The 24361-nt window shown below is 74.2% G+C and carries 25 protein-coding genes; 14 read left to right on the top strand and 11 right to left on the bottom strand.

The features are described from left to right. Positions 1-122: 122 nt before the first annotated feature. The 3 genes from ACFPK1_RS29115 to ACFPK1_RS29105 form a co-directional block, all read right to left on the bottom strand. Positions 123-1259, bottom strand: coding sequence for an Mrp/NBP35 family ATP-binding protein (locus ACFPK1_RS29115; protein ID WP_378024437.1), 1137 nt, complete (start codon positions 1257-1259; stop codon positions 123-125). Positions 1260-1467: 208 nt separating this feature from the next. Beyond that, positions 1468-2109: a DUF1003 domain-containing protein gene (locus ACFPK1_RS29110; protein WP_378024436.1), complete on the bottom strand. Its 642-nt coding sequence runs from the start codon at positions 2107-2109 to the stop codon at positions 1468-1470. Then, positions 2102-3397, bottom strand: coding sequence for a magnesium transporter MgtE N-terminal domain-containing protein (locus tag ACFPK1_RS29105; protein ID WP_378024445.1), 1296 nt, complete (start codon positions 3395-3397; stop codon positions 2102-2104). The genes ACFPK1_RS29110 and ACFPK1_RS29105 overlap by 8 nt, the downstream gene beginning before the upstream one ends. Before the next feature lie 147 nt (positions 3398-3544). Between ACFPK1_RS29105 and ACFPK1_RS29100 the strand changes: the two genes are divergently transcribed. The 3 genes from ACFPK1_RS29100 to ACFPK1_RS29090 all read left to right on the top strand — a co-directional run bounded on the left by ACFPK1_RS29100 (position 3545) and on the right by ACFPK1_RS29090 (position 6384). Continuing rightward, on the top strand, positions 3545-4504 hold the full coding sequence (locus ACFPK1_RS29100; RefSeq protein ID WP_274279873.1) for an HpcH/HpaI aldolase/citrate lyase family protein: 960 nt from the start codon (positions 3545-3547) through the stop codon (positions 4502-4504). A gap of 43 nt (positions 4505-4547) precedes the next feature. Next, entirely contained in the window at positions 4548-5741 is a 1194-nt protein-coding gene (locus ACFPK1_RS29095) for an acyl-CoA dehydrogenase family protein (RefSeq protein ID WP_378024435.1), read from the top strand. 112 nt (positions 5742-5853) lie between these two features. Continuing rightward, positions 5854-6384, top strand: a complete 531-nt coding sequence (locus ACFPK1_RS29090) for a YflT domain-containing protein (protein WP_378024444.1) — start codon at positions 5854-5856, stop codon at positions 6382-6384. A gap of 90 nt (positions 6385-6474) precedes the next feature. Here the strand turns inward: ACFPK1_RS29090 and corA are convergent, their stop codons facing one another. After that, positions 6475-7569: a magnesium/cobalt transporter CorA gene (gene corA, locus ACFPK1_RS29085; RefSeq protein WP_378024434.1), complete on the bottom strand. Its 1095-nt coding sequence runs from the start codon at positions 7567-7569 to the stop codon at positions 6475-6477. Between the two features lie 298 nt (positions 7570-7867). On the opposite strand from corA, the gene ACFPK1_RS29080 reads away from it, so the two are divergent. Beyond that, complete coding sequence (locus ACFPK1_RS29080) at positions 7868-8383, top strand: MaoC family dehydratase (protein WP_378024433.1); 516 nt, start codon at positions 7868-7870, stop codon at positions 8381-8383. Here ACFPK1_RS29080 and ACFPK1_RS29075 read toward each other — a convergent pair. Further along, the gene (locus tag ACFPK1_RS29075; protein WP_378024432.1) at positions 8371-8847 is read right to left on the bottom strand and encodes an NUDIX domain-containing protein; all 477 of its coding nucleotides are present in this window, start codon (positions 8845-8847) and stop codon (positions 8371-8373) included. The two genes, ACFPK1_RS29080 and ACFPK1_RS29075, sit on opposite strands and share 13 nt — an antisense overlap. A 107-nt stretch (positions 8848-8954) precedes the next feature. Here ACFPK1_RS29075 and ACFPK1_RS29070 point away from each other — a divergent pair, with 107 nt between their 5' ends. Genes ACFPK1_RS29070 through ACFPK1_RS29050 form a run of 5 tightly spaced genes read left to right on the top strand, consistent with a single transcriptional unit; the run spans position 8955 to position 11967 of the window. After that, positions 8955-9113 carry a hypothetical protein gene (locus ACFPK1_RS29070; protein ID WP_378024431.1) on the top strand — a complete coding sequence of 53 codons (159 nt, stop codon included), beginning with the start codon at positions 8955-8957 and terminating at the stop codon, positions 9111-9113. Between the two features lie 15 nt (positions 9114-9128). Then, positions 9129-9680 (top strand): PH domain-containing protein, encoded by a 552-nt coding sequence (locus ACFPK1_RS29065; RefSeq protein WP_378024430.1) that lies wholly within the window; start codon positions 9129-9131, stop codon positions 9678-9680. 10 nt (positions 9681-9690) lie between these two features. Then, positions 9691-10551, top strand: a complete 861-nt coding sequence (locus ACFPK1_RS29060) for a PHP domain-containing protein (protein ID WP_378024429.1) — start codon at positions 9691-9693, stop codon at positions 10549-10551. 28 nt (positions 10552-10579) lie between these two features. After that, on the top strand, positions 10580-11434 hold the full coding sequence (locus ACFPK1_RS29055; RefSeq protein ID WP_378024428.1) for a RecB family exonuclease: 855 nt from the start codon (positions 10580-10582) through the stop codon (positions 11432-11434). Then, complete coding sequence (locus ACFPK1_RS29050) at positions 11431-11967, top strand: hypothetical protein (RefSeq protein WP_378024427.1); 537 nt, start codon at positions 11431-11433, stop codon at positions 11965-11967. Before ACFPK1_RS29055 ends, ACFPK1_RS29050 begins: the two co-directional genes overlap by 4 nt. Before the next feature lie 70 nt (positions 11968-12037). Here the strand turns inward: ACFPK1_RS29050 and ACFPK1_RS29045 are convergent, their stop codons facing one another. Genes ACFPK1_RS29045 through ACFPK1_RS29030 form a run of 4 tightly spaced genes read right to left on the bottom strand, consistent with a single transcriptional unit; the run spans position 12038 to position 16957 of the window. Continuing rightward, complete coding sequence (locus tag ACFPK1_RS29045; RefSeq protein ID WP_378024426.1) at positions 12038-12868, bottom strand: oxygenase MpaB family protein; 831 nt, start codon at positions 12866-12868, stop codon at positions 12038-12040. Beyond that, on the bottom strand, positions 12869-13876 hold the full coding sequence (locus tag ACFPK1_RS29040; RefSeq protein ID WP_378024425.1) for an alpha/beta fold hydrolase: 1008 nt from the start codon (positions 13874-13876) through the stop codon (positions 12869-12871). It abuts the gene before it with no gap. 25 nt (positions 13877-13901) lie between these two features. Beyond that, positions 13902-15239, bottom strand: coding sequence for an Rv3212 family protein (locus ACFPK1_RS29035; RefSeq protein WP_378024424.1), 1338 nt, complete (start codon positions 15237-15239; stop codon positions 13902-13904). Between the two features lie 11 nt (positions 15240-15250). Then, positions 15251-16957 carry a DEAD/DEAH box helicase gene (locus ACFPK1_RS29030; RefSeq protein ID WP_378024443.1) on the bottom strand — a complete coding sequence of 569 codons (1707 nt, stop codon included), beginning with the start codon at positions 16955-16957 and terminating at the stop codon, positions 15251-15253. Between the two features lie 287 nt (positions 16958-17244). Here ACFPK1_RS29030 and ACFPK1_RS29025 point away from each other — a divergent pair, with 287 nt between their 5' ends. Together ACFPK1_RS29025 and ACFPK1_RS29020 are read left to right on the top strand one after the other, a co-directional pair. Continuing rightward, positions 17245-17961, top strand: coding sequence for a ferritin-like fold-containing protein (locus ACFPK1_RS29025; RefSeq protein ID WP_378024423.1), 717 nt, complete (start codon positions 17245-17247; stop codon positions 17959-17961). 69 nt (positions 17962-18030) lie between these two features. Beyond that, complete coding sequence (locus tag ACFPK1_RS29020; RefSeq protein ID WP_378024422.1) at positions 18031-18261, top strand: DUF3107 domain-containing protein; 231 nt, start codon at positions 18031-18033, stop codon at positions 18259-18261. A gap of 57 nt (positions 18262-18318) precedes the next feature. Here the strand turns inward: ACFPK1_RS29020 and ACFPK1_RS29015 are convergent, their stop codons facing one another. Continuing rightward, positions 18319-18903 (bottom strand): TetR/AcrR family transcriptional regulator, encoded by a 585-nt coding sequence (locus ACFPK1_RS29015; RefSeq protein WP_378024421.1) that lies wholly within the window; start codon positions 18901-18903, stop codon positions 18319-18321. Positions 18904-19151: 248 nt separating this feature from the next. On the opposite strand from ACFPK1_RS29015, the gene ACFPK1_RS29010 reads away from it, so the two are divergent. The 3 genes from ACFPK1_RS29010 to moeZ all read left to right on the top strand — a co-directional run bounded on the left by ACFPK1_RS29010 (position 19152) and on the right by moeZ (position 22665). Next, positions 19152-20315: an alpha/beta fold hydrolase gene (locus ACFPK1_RS29010; RefSeq protein WP_378024420.1), complete on the top strand. Its 1164-nt coding sequence runs from the start codon at positions 19152-19154 to the stop codon at positions 20313-20315. Continuing rightward, on the top strand, positions 20312-21394 hold the full coding sequence (locus ACFPK1_RS29005; RefSeq protein WP_378024419.1) for a DUF3152 domain-containing protein: 1083 nt from the start codon (positions 20312-20314) through the stop codon (positions 21392-21394). The genes ACFPK1_RS29010 and ACFPK1_RS29005 overlap by 4 nt, the downstream gene beginning before the upstream one ends. A gap of 95 nt (positions 21395-21489) precedes the next feature. Next, complete coding sequence (gene moeZ / locus ACFPK1_RS29000; RefSeq protein ID WP_378024418.1) at positions 21490-22665, top strand: adenylyltransferase/sulfurtransferase MoeZ; 1176 nt, start codon at positions 21490-21492, stop codon at positions 22663-22665. A 151-nt stretch (positions 22666-22816) separates the two neighbouring features. Here moeZ and ACFPK1_RS28995 read toward each other — a convergent pair whose 3' ends face one another. After that, positions 22817-24253: a cation:dicarboxylate symporter family transporter gene (locus ACFPK1_RS28995; protein ID WP_378024417.1), complete on the bottom strand. Its 1437-nt coding sequence runs from the start codon at positions 24251-24253 to the stop codon at positions 22817-22819. Positions 24254-24361 lie beyond the last annotated feature (108 nt).

The following is a 24361-nucleotide window of genomic DNA, read 5'->3' as shown; positions in this document are numbered from 1 at the left end:
GCCGCCGCGCCCAGGACTCCAACTGCTCCCGTTCGTCCTCGGAGAGCACGATCGCCACCGGCGCAGGTCCACGAGCCATACCTCGAACCTAACAACCGCTGCCGAACTTCCGACTCAGGACACTAGCGCCCGGCCGGCGAGATGTTCAGCGACATGCCCGCGAGGCCGCGGGAGCGCACCGAGAGCTTCTCGGCGACCGCGCGCAGGGCCGCGCCCGCCGAGGACTCGGGCTCGCTGAGCACCAGCGGCATCCCGGCGTCGCCGCCCTCGCGCAGGCGGGTGTCGATCGGGATCTGCCCCAGCAGCGGGACGTTGCCGCCGACGGACTTGGCCAGCGAGTCGGCGACGATCTGCCCGCCCCCGGAGCCGAAGAGGTCCATGCGGGAGCCGTCGGGCATGTCCATCCAGGACATGTTCTCGATGACCCCGGCCAGGCGCTGGCGGGTCTGCAGGGAGATCGCGCCGGCGCGCTCGGCGACCTCGGAGGCGGCCTGCTGGGGGGTGGTGACCACGAGCAGCTCGGCGTTCGGGATCAGCTGCGCCACCGAGATGGCGATGTCGCCGGTGCCCGGGGGCAGGTCGAGCAGCAGGATGTCGAGGTCGCCCCAGAACACGTCGGCGAGGAACTGCTGGAGGGCGCGGTGCAGCATCGGGCCGCGCCAGACCACGGGGGTGTTGCCCGGGGTGAACATGCCGATCGAGATCAGCTTCACGCCGTGGCTCTGCGGCGGCATGATCATGTCGTCGACCTTGGTCGGCTTCTCGTCGGTGCCGAGCATCCGCGGCACCGAGTGGCCGTAGATGTCGGCGTCGACCACGCCGACCGACAGGCCCTTGTCGGCCATCGCGGCGGCGAGGTTGACCGTCACCGACGACTTGCCGACCCCGCCCTTGCCGGACGCGACCGCGTAGACGCGGGTCATCGAGCCGGGCTGGGCGAACGGGATGACGGGCTCGTCGGAGTCGCCGCGGACCGTCTTGCGCAGCTCGCGGCGCTGCTCGTCGTTCATGACGTCGAGCTCGACCGACACGGCCGTGACGCCGGAGACCGCGGACACCGCGGTGGTCACCCGCTGGGTGATGGTGTCCTTCATCGGGCAGCCGGCGACGGTGAGGTAGACGGCCACCTCGACCTTGCCGTGGTCGAGGACGTTGATGTCCTTGACCATCCCCAGCTCGGTGATGGGCTTGTGGATCTCGGGATCCTCGACGCCGGCCAGGGCGGACCGGATCGCGTCGACGGATGGTGCTGCGGCCATCGGACCCTTCTCGGACTCGGCGTAGGTCGGTCCCGGGGAGTGTGGTGCCCCCGCGCCGGGACCGGGGACGGGTGCCTCCCACGGATCGTGGGTCCCGTCGACTGACACCCATGCTACGTGCCGCCTCCGGCGCTGCGCCGGGCACGCGGAGCGTCCCCCGTCACCCCCTGGTCACACGCCCTTCACGCGGCGTGCGCGGCCCGCCGGCTCAGTGCCCGTTGCGGTGCCGGTCGCCGTCGGTCGCGGCGTTGTGTCCCGCCTGGTCGAGCGCCCGGGCCAGGGCCTGCTCGAGGTTGCGGGCCACGGCCCGGTCGACGGCCCGGTCGACGGCCCGCGCGACGGCCTTCTCCAGGGCCTTGTCGGTGCGGCCCTCGGCGTCCCGGGTGCCGTCGCGCACCCCGCGGACCTGGTCGAGCTCGCCGCGCAGGTAGTCGCGGGTGACGACCTCGCCGAGCTGCAGGCGCATCGACGCCAGCTCCCGGGCGAGGTACTCGGTCTCGGCGGAGAGCCGGCCCGCGCGGGAGCGGTCCTCCTCGAGGGACACGCGGTCGCGGTCGTCCTGGCGGTTCTGCGCGAGCAGGATCAGCGGCGCCGCGTAGGCGGCCTGGGTGGAGAAGGCCAGGTTGAGCAGGATGAACGGGTACGGGTCCCACTGCAGGCTGAGCGCGAAGACGTTGAGCGTGATCCAGGTGACGACGATCACCGACTGCCACAGCAGGAACGTGCCCGTGCCGAGGAAGCGCGCGAGGCTCTCGGCGACGCGCGCGAACCACTCGGTGTCGACCGTCAGACGCAGGCGGCGGGTGCCGGCGGGCTGGTCGAGGCGCCGCCGCGCGCTGGCCTCAGGCACGGCCCGCCCCCGGGAGGGACGCGGGCGGGGCGGGCCGTTCGGGCCGGGGCGCGGGTTCGGGGTCCGGCTGCGAGCGCCAGTCCTCGGGCAGCAGGTGGTCGAGGACGTCGTCGACGGTGACCGCCCCGACCAGGTGCCCGCCGTCGTCGATCACCGGGCCGCAGACGAGGTTGTAGGTCGCGAAGTAGCGCGTGACCTCGGCGAGCGTCGCGTCCGGCCCCATGCGGGTGAGCTCGGAGTCCAGGACGCCCGCGACGAGGTCCGAGGGAGCCTCGCGCAGCAGCCGCTGGGAGTGCACGCAGCCCAGGTAGCGCCCGGTCGGGGTGGCCGTCGGCGGCCGGCACACGAACACCATCGAGGCCAGGGCCGGGGTGATGTCGGGGTTGCGGACGTGGGCGAGCGCCTCGGCGATCGTCGCGCCGGGCTGGAGCACGATCGGCTCGGGCGTCATGAGCCCGCCCGCGGTGTTCGACGAGTACGACAGCAGGCGCCGGACCGGCTCGGACTCCTCGGGCTCCATGAGGCCGAGGAGCTCCTCGGACTCGGCCCCGGGGAGGTCGGCGAGCAGGTCGGCGGCGTCGTCGGGGTCCATCTCCTCGAGCACGTCGGCGGCGCGCTCGGTGGTGAGGTGGCGCAGAAGGTCCTGCTGCTCCGAGGACGGGAGCTCCTCGAGCACGTCGGCCAGGCGGTCGTCGCCCAGCCCGTCGGCGACGTCGTGGCGGCGGCGCTGGGGAAGGTCCATCAGCGCGTGCGCGATGTCGGCGGGGCGCATGTCCTCGAAGGTGGACAGCAGCTGCTCGGTGCCCTGCCCGGTCTCGTCGAGCGAGAGCCCGGAGATCGCCGCCCACGGCAGCACCTGGATCGGGCCCCGCCGGCCGAGGCGCCCGACGAGCTCGCGCACCGCCAGGCGCGTCACCAGCCAGTCGCGGCTGCGCTGGTGCTCCATGAGCACGTCGACCACCTGGGCATCGGTGTCGTGGTCGACGACGCGGACCCGTGCGTCGAGCATCTCGCCGACGACGAGCACCTCGTTGGGGCGCTGGGCGAACGCCCGCAGGTTGACCTGCCCGGTCGCGAGCGTCACCGCGGCGGCGTCGATCGCCGTGACCCGCAGCATCGGCACGAAGATGCGCCGCCGCGAGCCCACGGTCACGACCAGGCCGAGGACGCGGGGCGGCCGCGGGCCGACCGACACCGCGCACACCGCGTCGCGCACGCGCCCGATCCGCTCGCCGTCCGGCCCGAGGACGGGCAGCCCGACCATGCGGGCCACGAACACCCTGGCCATGGCGGTAGTCACGCCAGCAGGCTAGCTCCCGTCGCCGGTCGAGCTGGATCGAGTCACCTCTGAGAGGGTCGCCACCTCGGCCGATGAGGCGCGGAGACCCGTGCCAGCATCGGCCGCCGGTCACGTGCAAATGGAGGTCAGCTACTCGTGAGTGTGGAGAACCGCCCCCGCCGGTCGTGTCTGGCGGTGCCCGGGTCGAGCCAGAAGTTCATCGACAAGGCCCGGACCCTGCCCGCCGACCAGATCTTCCTGGACCTCGAGGACGCCTGCGCACCGCTGGTGAAGCCCGAGGCCCGCAAGACGATCGTGGCGGCCCTCAACGAGGGCGGCTGGGAGGGCAAGACGCGCGTCGTGCGCGTCAACGACTGGACCACCGAGTGGACCTACCGCGACGTCACCGAGGTCGTCGAGGGCGCCGGGGCCAACCTCGACGCGATCATGCTGCCCAAGGTGCAGACGCCCGAGCAGGTCCACGCCCTGGACTTCCTGCTCACGCAGATCGAGAAGACGATGGGGCTCGAGGTCGGGCGCATCGGCATCGAGGCGCAGATCGAGAACGCGCGCGGGCTCAACAACGTCGTCGCGATCGCCGAGTCGAGCCCGCGTCTGGAGACCATCGTCTTCGGCCCCGCCGACTTCATGGCCTCGATCAACATGAAGTCGCTGGTCGTCGGCGAGCAGCCCCCCGGCTACACCGAGGGCGACGCCTACCACTACATCCTCATGCAGATCCTCATGGCCGCGCGGGCCAACGACCTGCAGGCCATCGACGGCCCCTACCTGCAGATCCGCGACGTCGACGGCTTCCGCCGCGTGGCGAACCGGGCGGCGGCGCTGGGCTACGACGGCAAGTGGGTGCTGCACCCCGGCCAGATCGACGCCGCGAACGAGACGTTCTCGCCGTCGCAGGAGGACTACGACCACGCCGAGAACATCCTCGACGCCTACGAGTGGTTCACCTCGGAGGCCGGCGGCGCCAAGGGCTCCGCGATGCTCGGCGACGAGATGATCGACGAGGCCTCGCGCAAGATGGCGCTGGTCATCGCCGGCAAGGGCCGCGCGGCGGGCATGAGCCGCGGCGAGCGCTGGACGCCGCCGGAGAGCTGACCCGATACTCGTCGGTAACTTCTAGACAGCAGGAGCACCACGCATGGCACGCCTCGCCCAGACCGCCGGCCTGACCGATGTGCAGCAGGAGATCCTGTCCACGGTCCGCGACTTCGTGGACAAGGAGATCATCCCGCACGCGCAGCAGCTCGAGCACGACGACGTCTACCCGCAGGACATCGTCGACGGGATGAAGGAGATGGGCCTGTTCGGGCTCATGATCCCCGAGGAGTTCGACGGTCTGGGCGAGTCGCTGCTGACCTACGCGCTGGTCGTCGAGCAGATCGCCCGGGGGTGGATGAGCGTCTCGGGCGTCATCAACACCCACTTCATCGTCGCCTACATGCTGCGCCAGCACGGCACCCCGGAGCAGAAGGCGCACTACCTGCCGAAGATGGCGACCGGCGAGATCACCGGGTCGTTCTCGATGTCCGAGCCCGACCTCGGCTCCGACGTCGCCGCCATCAAGACCAGCGCCAAGGCCGACGGCGACGACTACGTCGTCAACGGCGCCAAGATGTGGCTGACCAACGGCGGGTCGTCGAACCTGTCGGCGGTGCTGGTCAAGACCGACGAGGGCGCCGAGAAGCCCTACCAGAACCTGACGACGATCCTGGTCGACAAGGAGCGGGGCTTCGGCAAGGTCGCCGACGGCCTCAGCATCCCCGGCAAGATCGACAAGATGGGCTACAAGGGCGTCGACACCACCGAGATGGTGTTCGACGGCTTCCGCATCCCGCAGTCGCAGGTCCTCGGCCACGCGCCCGGCAAGGGCTTCGCGCAGATGATGGACGGCGTCGAGGTCGGCCGCGTCAACGTCGCCGCCCGCGCCTGCGGCATCGCGATCCGCGCCTTCGAGCTCGGCATCGAGTACGCCCAGCAGCGCTCCACGTTCGGCAAGCCGATCGCGCAGCACCAGGCGATCTCGTTCAAGCTCGCCGAGATGGCCACGAAGGTCGAGGCGGCGCACCACATGATGGTCAACGCGGCCCGTCTCAAGGACCGCGGCGAGCGCAACGACGTCGAGGCCGGCATGGCCAAGATGATCGCCTCCGAGTACTGCAAGGAGGTCACCGAGGAGTCGTTCCGCATCCACGGCGGCTACGGCTACTCGAAGGAGTACGAGATCGAGCGCCTCATGCGCGAGGCCCCGTTCCTGCTCATCGGCGAGGGCACCTCGGAGATCCAGAAGACGATCATCAGCCGCGGGCTGCTGAAGGACTACAAGCTGCGCTGATCAGCGGTACCGTCCTCCGTCACACTGCTCCGTCACACCGGCACCCCGCCCGGGCACTCCCGGGCGGGGTTCGCCGTTGGACAGGACGAGATCGTCGAGAGGACAGCGAGGGATCGTCGTGACTGCGCCGTTCACCGGGAACCGCCCGGGCGCCCAGCCGGGGCTGCCGAACCTCCCCGAGCCGCCGTCGGGCTGGCCGGTGGGCTCCTACGCCAAGTACGAGGAGGCCCAGCGCGCCGTCGACCACCTCGCCGACAACGAGTTCCCCGTCGCCGACGTCACCATCGTCGGCGTCGACCTCATGCTCGTCGAGCGGGTCATCGGCCGCCTGACCTGGGGCCGCGTCCTGGCCACCGGCGCCGCGTCCGGCGCCTGGCTGGGCCTGTTCGTGGGCCTCGTGCTCTCGCTGCTCTCGCCCGCGGGCGGCATCGGCGGGCTCGGCGCGATCCTCACCGGCCTCGTCATCGGCATCGTGTTCGGCGTCGTCTCCGGAGCGATCACGTACGGGGCCTCGCGCGGCCGCCGCGACTTCACCTCGCAGAGCCAGCTCGTGGCCGGGCGCTACGACGTCCTGTGCCAGCCCCGCAACGCCGAGAAGGCCCGCGACATGCTCGGCAAGCTCGCGATGGGCACCGACGGCTGATCCCGGTGCGAGCGATGCGGCGTTGCTGGCGTGTGACGCCAGGATCGCCGCATCCTCGCCGGCGCGACACGCCGGCGAGGGCGATCACGCTCAGAGCCAGCGGTTCTTACGGAACGTCCGCCAGAGCACCGTGCAGATCGTCAGGATCACGAGGATCACCGCCGGGTAGCCGAACTCCCAGTGCAGCTCGGGCATGAAGTCGAAGTTCATGCCGTAGATGCCGGCGAGCATGGTCGGCACGGCGAGCAGGGCCGCGTACGCGGTGATCTTGCGCATGTCGTTGTTCTGGCGCAGCGTGATCTTGGCCAGCACCGCGTCGACGAGCGTCGTGAGCAGCTCGTCGAACGAGGCGACGCGCTCGGCCACCGTCGCGAGGTGGTCGTCGACGTCGCGGAAGTAGCTGCGGACCTCCGAGGGCACGAGCGGCGAGTAGCCCTCGGTCAGCCGTCGTATGGGCTGGACCAGCGGGGTGATCGCGCGGCGGAGCTCGAGGACCTCGCGCTTCATCAGGTAGATCTGCTCGGCGCCGACCTCGCTGTAGGGCGCGAAGACCTCGGTCTCCATCGTGTCGATGTCGCCCTCCACGCCCTGGGAGACGTCGAGGTAGGCGTCGACGATGTGGTCGGCGACGGCGTGCAGCACGACCGCCGGGCCCTGCGCGAGGTGCTCGGGGTCGGCCTCGAGCATGTGGCGCACGCGGCGCAGGCCCGAGTGCTGGCCGTGGCGCACGGTCACCACGAAGTCCTCGCCGAGGAACACCATCAGCTCGCCGGACTCGACGATCTCGTTAGCGGTGGTCGGCGACGCGTGCGCGACGTACCGCATGGTCTTGAACACCGAGAAGAGCATGTCGTCGTAGCGCTCGATCTTCGGGCGCTGGTGGGCGTGCACGGCGTCCTCGACCGCCAGCGGGTGCAGCCCGAACACCTCGGCGATGTCCTGGATCTGCTCGGCGTCGGGCTCGTGCAGCCCGATCCACACGAAGCCCTCCTCGCGCCGGCGTACCTCGGCGATGGCCTCGCGGTGGGTCCAGCGGCCGTCGAGGCGCTTGCCGTCCACGTAGACGGCGCAGTCGACGACGAACGCGGCCAGCGGGACGTGGGGGACCCGCGGGTCCGGCGTGCGCGGGCGCCCGGGGCGGATCACGCGGGCTCCGGCGTTGCGCAGCGTGGGCAGGGCAGGCATGGGGACCTCCGGGGACCGGACGGAGTGACGGGGGCGGGCACTGCGGCCACCGCGTCCCTCCCGGACCACCCCGCGGCGCTCAGCGCCCGGGCGTCACCGGGGAGGGGACGCGGCCCGTACTCGGGGGCAGGGCAGCGGCCCTGCGATAGGAGTCGTCCACGTCTCACCTCCCTCACCTCGCGCGACACGACCTTCGCCGATCGGCCATCCTAGCGACCTTCGCCGGAGCTGTCGGTCCCGGGCACGACGTCACCTGGATCGGCACCCGCACGACCACAGACGTTCAGGAGGCGGATCCGTGCAGTTCGGTCGGTACTTCGAGGAGTTCGAGGTCGGCGCGACGTACAAGCACTGGCCGGGCAAGACGGTCACCGAGTACGACGACCACCTCTTCTGCCTGATCACGATGAACCATCACCCGCTGCACCTCGACTCCCACTACGCCGAGGGCACGCAGCAGGGCCGCAACGTCGTCGTCGGCAACTACGTGTACTCGCTGCTGCTCGGGATGTCGGTCGCCGACGTGTCGGGCAAGGCGATCGCGAACCTCGAGGTCGAGTCGCTGCGTCACGTCAAGCCGGTGTTCCACGGCGACACGATCTACGGCGAGTCGACGGTGCTCGACAAGAAGGAGTCGTCGTCGAAGAACGACCGCGGCGTCGTGCAGGTCGAGACGATCGGCTACAACCAGGACGGCGTCGTCGTCTGCATCTACCGCCGCAAGGTGATGGTGCCCAAGCGCCCGGCGTCCGAGGGCACCGACGAGGCCATCGCCGCCGAGCAGCCCCGTCGCCCCGTGCCTCAGCGCGACTGACCGGGCAGACAGTCCCAGCCGCGGAGGGCGGCGGTCAGGCCGCTGACCAGCGCGCCCTCCGCGTCGAGCGCGGCGTAGGCGGCGCCGTCGACCCACCGGGCGTCGGCGGCGTCGTCACCGGCCCGCAGGACCGTGTCGGGGTCGCACCCGTCGGGCAGCCGGCAGCGGAAGTCGTGGATCGCGAACGTGCGCCCGTCCGGCGCGGGCCGGCGCACGTGCCCGACCTCCTCGCCGACGACGACGGCGAGCCCGGTCTCCTCGGCGACCTCGCGGGCCGTCGCGTCGCGGGCGGACTCGCCCGGCTCGACCCGGCCGCCGGGCAGCGACCAGCGGCCGGCCTCGGGGTCGTGCGCGCGGCGGATCAGCAGCAGGCGGCCCCGCGGATCGGTGACGATCCCCCCGACGCAGGGGATGTCCCCGGACGTGTCGGGCGACGCGCCGCCACGCGCACCGGGGTCACCCATCGTCACACGAGATCACACTAGTATCACCCGGGTCGCCCGCTGCCCGTCGCGGCCCGGACGACCCATACTGATCACGACACGGCGACGACCACCGCGAGGGACACCTGGTGAACGCGAAGAAGATCGGCATCATCGCGGGCGTCGCGTTCGCGCTCTTCTTCGTCATCTCGCAACCCCAGGCTTCGGCCGATCTGGTGCTGAGCATCCTCACGATCCTGGGCGATGCGGCAGCATCGGTGGTGGAATTCATCCGCGCGCTGTTCTAGGTCCGGAGGCCCGACGTGCTGGCACCCCGCGAGGTCGACGAGTACGTCCTGCCCACCGAGCGGCGGGTGATCCGCTTCCGGCGCCACTGGGCGGTCATCGTCAGCGAGGTGCTGCAGGCCGTCATCCTGTTCGTGCTGCTCGCGCTCGGGGCGGCCTACCTGCCGCAGAACGTCGTGCTGGACAACCTGTTCTGGTACGGCGCGCTGCTCGTGCTGCTCAAGACCAGCTACAAGGTCAGCGAGTGGTGGGTCGAGAAGGTCGTCGTCACCGACAAGCGCGTGATGCTGACCAAGGGGATCTTCACCCACCAGGTCGGCATGATGCCGTTGACGAAGGTCACCGACCTGACGTTCGAGCGCACCCTCAACGGCCGCATGCTCGGCTACGGGACGATGGTCATCGAGTCGGCGGGCCAGATCCAGGCTCTCAACCGCATCGACTTCCTCCCCGACCCCGAAGAGGTCTACGAGGCCATCTCCGAGCTGGTGTTCGGCGACAAGCGCCAGACCCGCTCCTACACGCTGCCGGGGTCGGGCTTCGGCGGCGCGCGGGCCCGCCGTCGGTGACGATCCACCGGTGACGATCGACCTCCACACCCACTCGTCGGTCTCCGACGGCACCGAGACCCCCGGCGAGCTCGTGGCGACGGCGGCGGCCGCCGGCGTCACCGTGCTCGCGCTGACCGACCACGACACGACCGCCGGGTGGGACGCCGCGGCCGGCGCACTGCCGACCGGCATGCGGCTCGTGCGCGGGGCGGAGTTCTCGACCGAGAGCGACGACGGGCACGGCCGCACGGTCACCGCGCACCTGCTGGGCTACCTCTTCGACCCCGCCCATCCGGCGATCGTCGCCGAGCAGGAGCGGGTGCGGGGCGCGCGCCGCCGGCGGGTGCAGGACATGGGCGACCGCATGACCGCCGACTTCCCGGACATCACCGGCGACTCCCTGCTCGCCCGCCTCGCCCCCGACTCGCCGGCCGGCCGGCCGCACATTGGGCGGGCGCTCGTGGAGCTCGGTGCCGTGGGTTCGGTGTCGGAGGCGTTCGAGCACATCCTGCGCAAGGACGGCCCGTACTACGTCGAGAAGGACAACACCCCGATCGCGAGGGCCATCGCGATGATCCACGACGCCGGCGGGGTGGCGGTGTTCGCGCACGCCTTCGCGCGGCGGCGGGGCCCGTGCGTCGACGCGTCGGTGATCCGCGAGCTCGCCGCGGCCGGGCTCGACGGCGTCGAGGTCGACCACCCCGACCACGCCCCCGAGGACCGCGCGGCGCTGCGCGCGCTGGCCGCGGAGACCGGCCTGCTGGTCACCGGCTCGAGCGACTACCACGGGGCGAACAAGGCGACGGGCATCGCGGTGGAACGGACCGCGGCGGCGGAGCTCGACAAGATCGTGGAGCGGGCGACGGGCGTCGAGGTGCTCGCGGGCTGAGACCCCCGCGCCACCTAGGCTGGGGGTGATGAGCATGCAGCTGGGTCTGGACGGCATGCCCGCCCGCCTGGTCCGCGTGACCCCGTCGCGTCTCGCCACCTGGCAGGACTGCCGGCGCCGGTACCGCCTGACCTACCTCGAGCGGCCGGCGCTGCCGCGGGGCGGTCCGCGGGCGGCGAGCACGCTCGGCGCGGTGGTGCACAACGCGCTGCACGCCGTGTACGGCGAGCCCCCCGCCCGGCGCAGCGCCGCGCGCGCCGCCGCCGAGGTCGACCGCCACTGGTCGTCGGAGGGGTTCCGCGACGATGCCCAGGTCGCGGAGTACCGGGAGCGCGCCCGGACCTGGGTCGCCGACTACGTCGAGCGCCACGGCGTGGACGGGGCGCCGGAGCCGATGGGCGAGGTCGTGGGCCTGGAGCGGTGGCTGTCCGCGCCGGTCGGCGCCATGGTCGCCGAGGGCCGCGCCGACCGGCTCGACCAGCGCGACGGCGAGGTGGTCGTCGTCGACTACAAGACCGGGCGCCACGTCCCCGACGCCGACGACGCGCGCCGCTCGCCCGCGCTCGCGCTCTACGTGCTCGCGGCCCGGCGCACCCTGCGGCGCCCGTGCCACCGGGTCGAGCTGCACCACCTGCCCAGCGCCACGGTCGCCGCCGCCGACCACGACGACGCGGGCCTGGCCGGGCACCGCGAGCGTGCCGAGGCCGGTGCCGTCGCCCTCGGCGCGGCCGCCGACGCGCTGGAGGAGGACCCGCGGCGCGCCGAGGACCTCTTCCCGCCCGCTCCCGGACCCCGCTGCGGCGCCTGCGACGTGCGGCGCCACTGCCCCGAGGGCCGCGCCGCCGCGCCGGCCGACCCGGCCTGGGCGGGGCTCGCGCCGTGACCGCGCGGCCCGACCCCGATCACCACGACGCCGGCGGCCCGACCCCGCCGCGGTCCTGGGCGCCCCACGACGCGCCGACCCCGCCCCGCGGCGACGTGCCGGGCGTGACGTCGACCGGCTCGTGGGTCTCGCCCGAGCGCTGGACCTCGCCCGCCGGGGTGCCCCGCGCCGCGACGCGCCGGCAGCGTTCACGCGGCGCCGGACGCCCGACCCCGCCCGGCGGGTTCGCGGTGGCCTCGCCGCGCCCGCCCGGGCGCCTCGCCGGCACCCGGCGCCGCCTCGTCGCCCTGGCCCGGGTGCTCGCGGGCGGGCTCGTGGTGCTCGCGGTGGTCGTGATCGTGGCGCCGTGGTTCCTCGGCGGGCCGGGACCGGGCCTGGACACCGTCGCCGGGCACCTGGTCGGCGCCGCCGCGGCGGTCGCCGCCACCGCGGTCGCCGCCCACCGCCGCACGTCGCCCGTGCTGGCCGTCGCCGCCGCGGCGTCGGTGCCGGTGATCCTGTTCCTCGTGCTCGCGACCGTCTGGTGGGCGTGACCGTCGCGCGAACGGGGACTTCGCGCGCCTAGAAGCAGCGAACGCCACGTTCGCTGCAACAGATCGGGGCTCAGGACGCCCCGGTGCGCTCGCGGGCGAGGGCCTCGCGGGCGATCGGGCCGTGGCGCCAGTGCTCGGGCAGGGCGAGGACGGCCGTGCGCAGGGCGCGCAGGGTCAGGGTGGCGCCGAGGTCGGTGGTCGGCAGGGCCGGGACGCCGTGCATCCGGCGCGCCCACCGCGGCTGCAGCGCGAAGCCCAGCGCGGCGACCGCCGTCCACGCCGGGCGGGCCGGGGTGGTCAGGGTGGTGCGCAGCGACATCGGGGGCACGAGCAGGCGCACCACGGCGGCGCGGCTGACCGGTGAGGCGCGCAGGTCGCGGCGCACGTCGGCGACGTAGTCGGCGACCTCCGCGCGGCTGGCCGGGACGTCGCCGGCGCCGAGCAGCCGGGCCGCGACGACCTGCTCGCGGTAGAAGTCGTCGGCCTCGGCGTCGCTGATCGGCGCCCCGGCGCGGCGCACCGCCCCGAGGAACGAGCTGACCTCGGTGACGTGCACCCAGCGCAGGAGCTCCTCGTCGCCCGCGGCGTACCGGCGCCCGGTGACGGGGTCGGTGCCCCGAACGAACTCGTGGGCCCGGCGCACGCGCGCGGCGGCGGCGTCGACGCGCCCGCGGTCGGCGTAGGTCACCGTCATGACGTACTCGGCGGTGCGCTGCAGGCGCGGCCAGAAGGCGGTGTCGAAGTCCGAGTGCTCCGAGACCCCCGCCATCGCGAGCGGGTGCAGGGCCTGCAGGAACAGCGCCGACACCCCGCCGACACCGGCGGCCGGGTCGGCGAGCACGCGCCAGGTCGTGCTGCCCGGACCGAAGTACCCGTCAGCGGGGTCGGGAGGGAGGCTCACTCACCCGAGGATGTCGTCGCGCAGCCACGTGCGCCACGTCGGGACGAGGACGTCGAGCAGCGCCGAGGGGTTCTCGACGTTCGGGGCGTGCGCGGCGTGGGGCACCGCGGCGAACTCGGCCTCGAGCCGGTCGGCCATCGTGCGCTGCATGCTCACCGGCCAGGCGTCGTCGTCGGTGCCGCACACGACCAGGCACGGCACCCGCCGCGCCCGCACCGCGGCGACGAGCTCGGCGGTGCGGTCGTCCTCGGAGCGCAGCGCGTCGCCCATCCCGAGCAGGCCCGCCACGGCGGAGCGCCGCAACCGGTCGCGCAGCAGGTCGACGACATGCGGGTGGGTCGACGACCACTGGCCCGACGCGTCGCGCAGGGCGATGACCTCGTCGATGCCGCGGCGGCGCAGCACGGGCTCGACCACGTCGAGGTCGCTGCGGCGCCGGCCCATCGGCAGCTCGCCGGGCCCCGAGTCCATCAGCGTCAGCCCCCGCACGGGCGCCCCGGCCAGCACGGCCGCCCGGGCGACGAGACCGCCGTACGAGTGCCCGAGCAGCAGCACCCGCCGCCCGGCCGCCGCCTCGTCGGCGACCACCCCGGCGATCACCGGGCCGAGCGCCGACGGGCGGTACTCGTGCTCGGCGTCGGGCCCCGGCGACTCGTACTGGCCCGGCAGGTCGATCGCCAGCACCCCGATGCCCGCGGCCGCGATCGGGTCGATCAGCGGCGCGAAGTCCTCCTTCGAGCCGGAGTAGCCGGGCAGCAGGAGCGCCGTGGCGGGCGGCCCGCCCACCGAGGCCGACTCGTCGGGGTCGGCGCGCAGGCCCGCGAGCGGCCCGAGGGACGACGCGACGACGACGGGGCGGGCGGCGTGGGGGTGGCGCTGGGCCTCGCCGGGGCCGACCGTCAGGGCGGCCGGGGTGGCGTCGGGGGGCCGCAGGTCGGCGCCGTCGGCCGACCCGCTGCCGGGTGCGGCGGCGGGTCCGGCGGTGCCGGGGGTCTCGGGGCGGCCCACCTCGGTCAGTCTGCCGTATCCGGGGTCAGCCCGGCGGCCGGAGCGCGACCACCGTCGCGCCGCGCAGCTCCACGAGCGTCGTGCCCGTCGCGGCGACGGCCACCGGGCTGCCCGGGGCGAGGTCGCGGCGCACGGGGACGGTCGGGCCGCGGGGGGTGCCGGTGGCCGCGTCGAGCACGGCGAGGCCGTCGGGCACCGGCACGAGGGCGACGGCGGCCGGGGCGCTCCCGGGCCACGCGGCACCGGCGCCGAGCGTGCCCGGCAGCGTCCAGCGCGGCCGCAGGTCGCCGGCGTCGAGCCCGACGGTGGCCGTGCCGGTCCACCACAGCAGCACCGGCCCGACGGGGCGGACCGTGGCCGCGAGGTCGGGCGGGTCGGTGGTGGGGCCGGCCGCGGGGCCGAGCGGGAACACCGTCTCGGGCACGAGCGTCTCGGCGTCGGCCGAGGTGCCGACGACGTGCAGCGTCCCGTCCGGCGCGGCCCAGGCGGCGCGCTGGTCGGTCAGGGCGACGAGCCGGGCGCCGCGCACGCCGAGCAGTGTGCTCGAGCGCTCCTCGGGCTTCTCCGAGCTCTGCGGGTCGGCGTCGAGGACGGTGAGGCGGTCGGAGTCGTCGCCCGGGCAGCGCTGGATCATGCCGATCGTGCCGCCGCCGACGGCGATCGACCCGTTGGTGCACTCCGCGCGCGGCTGGGCGTCGGGCGGCTGCACGGGCGTCGGGACGCGGCCGACCTCGGTGGTGAGCACGAGGTCCGAGCGCCACGTCTCGACGTGGTCGGCGCCGGTGCCCGTGACGTGGTCGCGGTCGGCGAGCAGGCGCGTGCCCTCGCGCAGGTCGGCGTTGCGCGACGGGCCGCGCGCGCCGGTGTCGGGCTCGAGGGCGGCGACGTCGGAGCACCAGGTGCCCAGCGGGCCCTGCGTGCGGTACACGGCGAGCACGTCGCCGAAGCCGGTGCCGACGGTGCACGGGGCCTCGGGGCGCGCGTAGCGCCAGGCCTCCCGGCCGGTCACCGGGTCGTGGCCGACGACCCCGTCCGGCCCGGCGGTGACCACGGCCGGCCCGACCGCCAGCGGCGCCGGGGTGGACGGGCTCTCGGCCCGCCAGGCCTCGGTGAGCGCCGTGGGCACCGGCCCGTCGGGGCCCGGCTGCAGCGGCGGGCCGTCGGACTGCAGCTCGGTGTCCTGCGCGTCCCCGGAGGCGAGGACGAGCAGGGTGCCGACCACCGCGGCCACCGCGAGCATGGCGATGGCCACGAGGTCGCCGCGGCTGCGGCGCTCGGGGCGCGGCAGGCGGCGCCGGGGCGGCCCGCCGTCCCCCGGATCCGCGGACCCGGGGGACGGTCGTGCCGAGGTCGGTGAGCTCACCGGCGGCGGTGCTACTCGGCGGGCGCCGTCGTGGCCTGCGCGAGGTCGGCGGTCGGCGTCTCGGCACCGTCCGACCCGCGCGACGCGCCGGACCCGCGGCCCCCGCGGCGGCGACGGCGGCGCCGGCCGCCCTCGCCCTCGGTGCCCTCAGTGCCCTCGCCGGACGCCTCCTCGTGGCGCTCGGCGCTCTCGGCGCCCTCGGCGGTGCTCTCCTCGGTCTCGGCCCCGGACTCCGGCCCGGACACGACCTCGCCGCCCCGGCGGCGGGTCCGCGAGCGCGAGCTGCGCTTGCGCCGGGGGCTCTCGCCCTCGTCCGCGGCCGTCTCGTCGGGGGAGTCGGCGGCGTCGGCGCCGCGGCCGTTGCGGGAGCGGCCGCCGCGCGAGCGGCCCCGGTCGGCCGTCTCGCGCTTCGGGCCGTCCTCGGCCTCCTCCTCGGCCGGCCGGCGCCGGCGGGCGACGCGGCCGGTGGCGCCCTCGGGGATGCCGAGGTCGGCGAAGAGGTGCGGCGAGCTGGAGTAGGTCTCCGGCGGCTCCGGCGCACCGAGCCCCAGGTCGTCGGAGATCATCTTCCACTTCGGGAGGTCGTCCCAGTCGACGAGCGTCACCGCGATGCCGGTGAGGCCCGCGCGGCCGGTGCGGCCGATGCGGTGGATGTAGGTCTTGGCGTCGTCCGGGCACTGGTAGTTGACGACGTGGGTGACGCCGGTGACGTCGATGCCGCGGGCGGCCACGTCGGTGCAGACCAGCACGTCGATGCGGCCCTCGCGGAACGCCCGCAGCGCGTGCTCGCGGGCGCCCTGGCCGAGGTCGCCGTGGACGGCGCCGACGGCGAAGCCGCGCTCGGCGAGCTCCTCGGAGACCTTGCTCGCGGTGCGCTTGGTGCGGGTGAACACCATCGTCGGGCCGCGGTCGGTGGCCTGCAGGGTGCGGGCCAGCAGCTCGACCTTGTCGAGCGCGTGGGCCCGGTAGACGAACTGGGCGGTCTTCTCGCCGATCGCGCTGGCGTCGACCTGCTCGGCGCGGATGTGCGTCGGCTGCGTGAGGAACGTGCGGGCCAGCGTGATGATCGGCCCCGGCATCGTGGCCGAGAACAGCATCGTCTGGCGGCGCTCGGGCAGCATGCCGAGGATGCGCTCGACGTCGGGCAGGAAGCCCAGGTCGAGCATCTCGTCGGCCTCGTCGAGCACGAGACCGCCGACCTTGGCGAGCACGAGGTGGCCCTGCTGGGCCAGGTCGAGCAGCCGGCCGGGCGTGCCGACCACGAAGTCGACGCCGCGCTGCAGCGCCGCGATCTGGCCCTCGTAGGGGCGGCCGCCGTAGATCGAGACGACGCGGGTGCCGAGGTTGGCGGACGCGCCCTCGATGTCCTTGGCGACCTGCACGCACAGCTCGCGGGTCGGGACGACGACGAGCGCCTTGGGCATGCCGTCGCTCGGCGTGCCCAGCCGCTGCAGGAGCGGGACGCCGAAGCCCAGGGTCTTGCCGGTGCCCGTGCGGGCCTGGCCGATGACGTCCTCGCCGGCGAGCGCCAGCGGCAGCGTCAGCTCCTGGATCGCGAAGGTGCGCTCGATGCCGGCCTTCGCCAGCGCGCTGACGATCGCGGGGTCGACGCCGAGCTCGGCGAAGGTGGGGGAGTCCTCGGTGACGGGAGCACCGGCCTTGAGCGGCTCGGCGACCGGTTCCTCGTCGGTGGGGTTGTCGGGAGTGATGGTGGTCAGGGGTCTGCCTCTCTCGCGTCTCGCGCGCGAGGCTTGCTGGCTTGCTCGACCACGTCCGGGGTATCGGCGACGGTGCCCGCTCCCTCGTCGGAGCCGGGCCCCACGTCACCGGACGCGGGAGAGCCGGCAGAGGCGCCCGCACGCTCGGGTGCGTCTCGCGGCGCACGACGGCGACCGGGACGGTCGGCGACGGTGCATGCCACCGCGGGACGTCGCCATGGTACCGGTCGGCCCGGGACCGCCGCGTCACCGCCGGGTCCCCCCGGCGGGCCCTAGGGTGATGGCCCGTGACCGAGCACGATCACGGCCGCCCCGCCGCCACCCCCTCGACGGCCGCTCCGGACCCCGCCCCCGACCCCGCGCGGGACCCCGGTCCGGGGGCCGTCGACCTGCTCGGAGCCGTGGCCTACGGCGCCCTGACCGCCTTCACCAGGCTCGCCGCCGACGCCGCGCTCGCCCCCGACCTCACCGGCCGCGCGGAGATGGCCGCGCTCGCCGCGGTCGAGATGGCCCACGTCGAGCGCATCCGGGCGCACCTCGAGACCCACGGTGTGGACCTCGTCACGTCGATGGCGCCGTTCGCGCCCGTGCTCGACTCCTTCGCGGCCCGCACGGCGTCGCGGGACTGGGGCGAGGCGCTCGTCGGCGCCTACGTCGGGCGCACCCTGGCGGTCGATCTGGTGGCCGCGACGGGCGCCACCACCGACGGGCCCGGCGCCGACCTGCTGCGCGGCCCGGACGCGGGCCGGGAGGCGAGCGGGGAGAGCGGGTTCGACGCGTTCGCCGAGCGCGCCGTGCGCGAGGTCGCGGCCGACGAGCAGACCCGCGGGCGCCTCGCGATGTGGGGCCGGCGGCTGCTGGGCGAGACCCTGGCCGCGGCCGCCGAGGTGCTCGACGCCCACCCGCAGGCCGCGTCCGCGCTGCTCGGCGGCACGTCGCGCTCGACGGTGTTCAAGGCCCTGAAGTCGCGGCACACCAAGCGGCTGGCCGCACTCGGGCTGTGAGCCCGACCCTGCGCCGCCCGGTGGACTAGCCTCGCGCGGGCACAGGCACCGGGCCGAGCGGAGGAACGCGTGGAGGTCAAGATCGGCGTGGCGGAGAGCCCACGCGAGCTGGTGGTCGCGAGCGACCAGTCGCCGGACGAGGTGCAGGGGCTCGTCGACGAGGCGCTGGCCTCGAGCGGCGGCACGCTCGTGCTCTCCGACGACAAGGGCCGCCGGTACGTCATCCCCGCCGCCCGCATCGCCTACGTGGAGATCGCGCCCCAGGAGGGCCGCCGCGTGGGCTTCGGGGTCGGGAGCTAGGGAGAGATCGGGCGCCGGGGCGGGATCGCCCGCTCCGGCGCCCACCCCTCCCGGCGGCTATCCCTCCTGGCGAGGGAACCCGCCGATGCCGCGCCACGCGAGCTGGGACATCAGCGTGATCGCGTCCTCGCGCGGGGGCTGCAGGCCGGCGTCGAGCCAGTAGCGCGCGGCCGTCGTGGACAGGCCCACCAGGCCCACCGCGAGCAGCCGGGCCCGCTCGGGCTCGAGCCCCGCGTCGGTGGTGACCGCCTCGGTGACGGCGTCGATGCAGTCCGAGGTGGCGCGGTCGACGAGCCCGGCGATCTCCGGCGTCGCGCGCGTGTCGGTCTCGAACACGAGGCGCATGGCGCCGTCGCGGGACGACACGACGTCGAAGTAGGCCTGGATGGTGGCCTGCACGCGCGCCTTGTTGTCGGTGGTCGAGCGGATCGCCGCGCGCACCGTGCGCACCATGTCGTCCGCGGCGCCCTGCACGAGCGCGCGGTAGAGGTCGAGCTTGCCGGGGAAGTGCTGGTAGAGCACCGGCTTGCTGACGCCCGCCCGCTCGGCGATCTCGTCCATGGCGGCGGCGTGGTAGCCGCGCGACCCGAACACCTCGCGCGCGGCCTCGAGCAGCTGCGCCCGGCGCGCCGAGCGGGTCATGCGCGGCCGACCCGCGGCCACTCCGGGGCGGTCCGGAAGCCGCGCCTGCCCGTTCATCCCCGCGGCCCCCAAAGTCCTGCTCGCCCGGGCGGCACCGGTCTCGACCGCCCCGAACGCCCGACCCTACCCATCGGGTGACGTCCGCGCGGGTCGCGCCACGCCCGACCTGCCCGGTGGACGGGGCCGCGACGCGTGTTCAGGCGCAGGTCACCGTGACGTCACCCGCCCGACATCGCATGATGGTCGGCATGATCGTCCGCCGCCCCGCGCCGTCCACCGGCCCGTCGCGGTCCGGACGCCGCGGCGCCACCTCCCCGGCGGGCACCCCCGAGCCCCCGCTGGCCCCCGTCACGGCTCTGGGGCCGACGGGCACCGCCGCCGACCCGACGCCGTACTGGCCGGGCCGCGAGGTGACGGTCGGCGACACGACCCTGCACGTGCGCGAGACGCCGGGGCCCGCGGGCGAGACGGCCGTCTACGTCCACGGCCTGGGCGGCTCGTCGAACAACTGGACCGAGCTCGCCGGCGCGCTCTCCGGGCGCTGCCGCGGGCTCGCGGTGGACCTGCCCGGCTTCGGGCGCACACCGCCGCCGGCCTCGGGCGACTACCGGCCCGCGGCCCACGCCGCGACGCTCACCGCCTACCTCGACGACCTCGCGCGCGGCGGTACCGGCCCGGTGCACCTGCTCGGCAACTCGCTGGGCGGGGCGGTGTCGCTGCTCGCGGCGGCGGCGCGCCCGGACCTGGTGCGCACGCTCACCCTCGTCAGCCCCGCCATGCCCGACCTGCGCCCGCTGCCCTCGCGCCTGGGTGGCCGGCGGGCGGCGCTGGCCCTGCTGCCCTGGCTCGGGGCCGGCGCCCGGGCCGAGCAGGCCGCCTGCACGCCGCGCGAGCGCCTCGCGCGCACGATGGCGCTCTGCCACGCCGACCCGCGCCGCGTCGGCGAACGCGCCTTCGCCATGGCCGCGCAGGAGGCCGAGGAGCGCGCCGGGCTCGCCTGGGCGCCCGAGGCGCTGCACCACTCGTTCCTCGGGCTGGTGGGCACCTGGCTCACGCCGTCTCCGCGCTCGCTGTGGGCGGCCGCCGCGCGCATCACCGCCCCGACGCTGGTCGTGTGGGGCGAGGTCGACCGCCTCGTCGGCGTGTACCGCGCGGCCCGCACCGCGGCCGCCCTGCCCGCCGGGCGGCTGCTGCGCCTGCCGGACGTCGGGCACGTCGCGCAGATCGAGCGCCCGCAGACCGTCGCGCGCGCCGTGCTGGGTCTCCTCGACGCCGCGGCCGACGGGTCGTGGCCGGCCGCGGGGGAGCCGGTGCGCCCGTCCGCGACGGACGAGGTGGCCCGGCGGCAGCGGCGGCCCCGCCTGCCGCTGGGCGTCGCCCGAACGGGCGCGTGTGGGACAGTTCCCGTGTGACCCGGCCGGCCAGGCGCGCCGATGGGGAGGAGGCCCCGGCCGACTCCTCGACCGACGCCTCCCCGGCGGGCGGCGAGGGCCGGGCGAATCGTCCCGGACGTCCCGGTTCGTCGACGGCGGTGCGCGACCGGCCCCGGTCGTCGGGCCGGGCCCGCGGGCGTGACCAGCGGGGACGCGGCGCGCCCGGACCGGGGTGGGGCCGCCCGTCCGACGGCGGGCGCGGCGGCGGCTCGTCGGTGCTGCGCTCCTGGCGCACGTGGGTGATCCCCGCGCTCGTGGTGCTCACGGTGCTGGCCGTCGTCGAGGCGGTGTCGCCCGACGGTGACGCGGGGTCGGCGTCGCCGCTGCTCGCGCCCCCGACCGCGGCGAGTCCCACGCCGGTGGTCACCGAGGCGCCGCGCGGCGCCGGGCAGAACGTCGACATCCCGTCCGCGGAACTGCCCGCGGGCGGCGCGTTCCCGGTGACCGGCAACGGCACCTGGCACGTCGTCCCGGGCACGACGCCGCAGGCCGGCACCGGCCGCGTCTACACCTACACGGTCGAGGTCGAGGACGGCATCGTCGTCCCCGAGGGCGAGCAGGCCTACGCCACCGCCGTCGACGCGACCCTGACCGACCCGCGCAGCTGGGTCGGGTCGGGGCAGATCGCGGTGCGGCGCATCGACGCCGGCGTGCCCGACTTCCGCGTCAGCCTGTCGGCCCAGATGACCATCCGCGGGCTGTGCGGCTACTCGCTGCGCTACGAGGCGTCGTGCTGGAAGTCCGACATCGGCCGCGTGCTCATCAACGGGTCGCGCTGGGTGCGCGGCGCCGCGGCGTTCGAGGGCCAGCTCGGCCTGTACCGCCAGTACGCCATCAACCACGAGGTCGGGCACGTCTTCGACAACCCGCACGTGCCCTGCCCCGAGACCGGCGGGCTGGCGCCGATCATGATGCAGCAGAGCTTCGGGACCGCGAACGACTACCTCGCGCAGCTCACCGAGGAGAACCCGCAGGGCACCCAGATCCCGCGCGACGGGAAGGTCTGCCGCCCCAACGCGTGGCCGTACCCACAGGGCGCCGTCACGCCCGCGGGCTGACGCCTCGCCGATCGGCGGGGAACATGGCGGGGCGCGCGGCGGTTGACCGTCGTGAGGACCCGACGAATGCAACCGATAGGGAGTTGAGTGCCGTCATGGCATCCCTGCCGCCCCTGGTGGAGCCGGCCGCGGAGCTGACCAAGGACGAGGTCGCCCGCTACAGCCGCCACCTGATCATCCCCGACGTCGGTGTCGACGGGCAGAAGCGTCTGAAGAACGCGAAGGTGCTCGTCGTCGGCGCGGGTGGCCTCGGCAGCCCGGCGCTGCTCTACCTGGCCGCCGCCGGCGTCGGCACCCTCGGCATCGTCGACTTCGACGTCGTCGACGAGTCGAACCTGCAGCGCCAGGTCATCCACGGCCAGTCCGACATCGGGAAGTCGAAGGCGCAGTCGGCCAAGGAGTCGGTCGCCGAGATCAACCCGTTCGTCACGGTCAACCTGCACGAGACGCCGCTGGACTCGTCGAACGCGCTGGACATCTTCCGCGACTACGACCTCATCCTCGACGGCACCGACAACTTCGCCACGCGCTACCTCGTCAACGACGCGGCCGTGCTGCTGGGCAAGCCCTACGTGTGGGGCTCGATCTTCCGGTTCGAGGGCCAGGTCTCGGTGTTCTGGGAGGACGCCCCGAACGGCCAGGGCCTGAACTACCGGCACCTCTACCCCGAGCCCCCGCCGCCGGGCATGGTCCCGTCGTGCGCCGAGGGCGGCGTGCTGGGCGTGCTGTGCGCCTCGATCGGCTCGATCATGGTCACCGAGGCCATCAAGCTGATCTGCGGCATCGGCGACCCGCTGCTGGGCCGGCTCAAGGTCTACGACGCCCTCGACATGGAGTACCGCGAGGTCAAGATCCGTCGCGACCCGAACGCCACCGAGGTCACCGAGCTCATCGACTACGAGGCCTTCTGCGGCACCGTCTCCGACGAGGCCCAGTCGGCCGCGGCCGGGCACACCATCACCGCGGTGGAGCTCAAGGAGAAGATCGACGCGGGCGACAAGTTCGAGCTGATCGACGTCCGCGAGCCGCACGAGTGGGAGATCGTCCGCATCCCGGGTGCCAAGCTCATCCCGAAGGACAAGATCCTCTCGGGCGAGGCGTTCTCGGAGATCCCGCAGGACCGCCAGACGATCCTCTACTGCAAGTCGGGCGTGCGCTCCGCCGAGGCGCTCTCGGCGCTGCACGGCGCCGGGTTCTCGAACGCGGTCCACGTCGGTGGCGGCGTCACCGGCTGGGCGCAGCAGGTCGACACCTCGCTGCCCACGTACTGAGCCGCGCGCCGGTTCCGAGCGAGGGGCCCCCTCGCGCAACAGAGCCGGCGAGGGGTGCCCCTCGCCGGCTCGTCGGTGCCGGTCCCCGAGTGAACGAAGGGCCCCTTCGGTCGACTGGATCGACCGGAGGGGCCCTTCGCTCAGTACGGGGTCAGTGCGCGCCGGCGGTGGCCGGGGTGCGGTCGGTCGAGGTGTCCTCGTCCTCGTCGTCGCCGCGGTGGGTCTCCTGCTCGATCGCGTCGCGGACCAGCGACGGGTCGTCCAGCACCGCCTGGAAGCGCTCGTCGTCACGCTCGCCGCACCAGCCCGCGACGACCATCGTGGCGACGGTGTTGCCGATGACGTTGGTCAGCGCGCGGCCCTCGCTCATGATGCGGTCGATGCCGGCGATGATCGCGATACCGATCGCGATCGACTCGGTGGTGTAGAACTCGCCGCCGAACGCCTGCAGGGACGCGGCGAGGGTGACGAGCCCGGCGCCGGAGACGCCCGCGGCGCCCTTCGAGGTGAGCAGCATCAGCGCCACGAGGCCGAGCTGCACGCCCCACGGGAGGTCCTGCCCGCCGGCCTGGGCGATGAACAGCGCCGCCATGGTCAGGTAGATGCAGGTCCCGTCGAGGTTGAACGAGTACCCGGTGGGCAGCACCATGCTGACCGTGGAGCGGGACGCGCCCGCCGACTCGAGCTTGGCCAGCAGCCGCGGCAGGACGGTCTCCGACGAGGACGTGCCCACGATGATGAGGATCTCGTCCTTGATCATCCGGATCAGCTTGAAGACGTTGAACCCGGAGATCGCGCTGACGGCGCCGAGCACGACGACCACGAAGATCAGGCAGGTGCCCCAGAACGTCACCATCAGCGCGAGCAGGTTGCCGAGGCTCTCGCCGCCGAGGGCGCCGACCGTGTACGCGATGCCGCCGAACGCCGCCACCGGCGCGAGGAACATGATCAGGCGGATCATGCCGAAGATGACCTTGGCGATGAGCTCGATGCCGCCGACGACGCGCTTGCGCAGGGCCGGGGCCAGCATCGACGTCGCCGCCGCCACGAGGATCGCCAGCACGAGCACGCGCAGGATCTCGTTCTCGACGAACGGGCCGAAGAAGCTGTCGGGCAGCAGGGTGTTCTCGATGAACTCGAGCGCGCCGCCGCCCTCGGAGCCGCTGGCCACGTCCGCCTGCGCCTCGGCGAGCGTCTCCGGGTCGGGCGGGATGGGTGGGAAGCCCGCGCCCGGCTTGACGATGTTGACCACGATCAGGCCCAGCCCGAGCGCGACCAGCGTCATCAGCAGGAAGTACGCCAGCGCGCGGACCGCGATGCCGCCCGCCGTCGCGAGGCTCCCGATCGACGCGATGCCGACGATCACCGTGCAGAAGATGACCGGCGCGGTGATCATCTTGATGAGCTGGATGAAGATGTCGGGCAGGAACTTCAGGTCCGAGGCGAAGTCGGGGGTCACGAGGCCGACGACGACGCCGGCGGCGATCCCGATCACCACCCAGAACCACAGCTGTGTCCAGACCGCACTGCGCCGCGGCGCGGCACCGCCACCCCCGGGTGGGGGAGCGGTCGCTTCCTGGGTCGACATCGTTGTCTCCTTCCGCGGCGAGGTGGCGTGGGTCTCACCTGGCGGCTGAGGTTAAGTGCGCGTCACCCTCCGTGCGAGATCAGTGGCGCGGAGTTGGGGATGAGTTGA

Origin of the sequence: Actinomycetospora rhizophila, from assembly GCF_042657905.1 — a bacterium.
Classification (GTDB): Bacteria; Actinomycetota; Actinomycetes; order Mycobacteriales; family Pseudonocardiaceae; genus Actinomycetospora; species Actinomycetospora rhizophila.
This window is presented reverse-complemented; position numbering and strand designations above follow the sequence as displayed.

Excerpts from the sequence above, each read along its gene's own strand:
- ACFPK1_RS29015 (WP_378024421.1), bottom strand. The coding sequence starts at position 18,903 with ATGACCCGCTCGGCGCGCCGGGCGCAGCTGCTCGAGGCCGCGCGCGAG.
- ACFPK1_RS29095 (WP_378024435.1), top strand. The coding sequence starts at position 4,548 with ATGGCACGCCTCGCCCAGACCGCCGGCCTGACCGATGTGCAGCAGGAG.
- ACFPK1_RS28995 (WP_378024417.1), bottom strand. The coding sequence starts at position 24,253 with ATGTCGACCCAGGAAGCGACCGCTCCCCCACCCGGGGGTGGCGGTGCC.
- corA (WP_378024434.1), bottom strand. The coding sequence starts at position 7,569 with ATGCCTGCCCTGCCCACGCTGCGCAACGCCGGAGCCCGCGTGATCCGC.
- ACFPK1_RS29075 (WP_378024432.1), bottom strand. The coding sequence starts at position 8,847 with ATGGGTGACCCCGGTGCGCGTGGCGGCGCGTCGCCCGACACGTCCGGG.
- ACFPK1_RS29105 (WP_378024445.1), bottom strand. The coding sequence starts at position 3,397 with ATGGCCAGGGTGTTCGTGGCCCGCATGGTCGGGCTGCCCGTCCTCGGG.
- moeZ (WP_378024418.1), top strand. The coding sequence starts at position 21,490 with ATGGCATCCCTGCCGCCCCTGGTGGAGCCGGCCGCGGAGCTGACCAAG.
- ACFPK1_RS29010 (WP_378024420.1), top strand. The coding sequence starts at position 19,152 with ATGATCGTCCGCCGCCCCGCGCCGTCCACCGGCCCGTCGCGGTCCGGA.
- ACFPK1_RS29055 (WP_378024428.1), top strand. The coding sequence starts at position 10,580 with ATGAGCATGCAGCTGGGTCTGGACGGCATGCCCGCCCGCCTGGTCCGC.
- ACFPK1_RS29115 (WP_378024437.1), bottom strand. The coding sequence starts at position 1,259 with ATGGCCGCAGCACCATCCGTCGACGCGATCCGGTCCGCCCTGGCCGGC.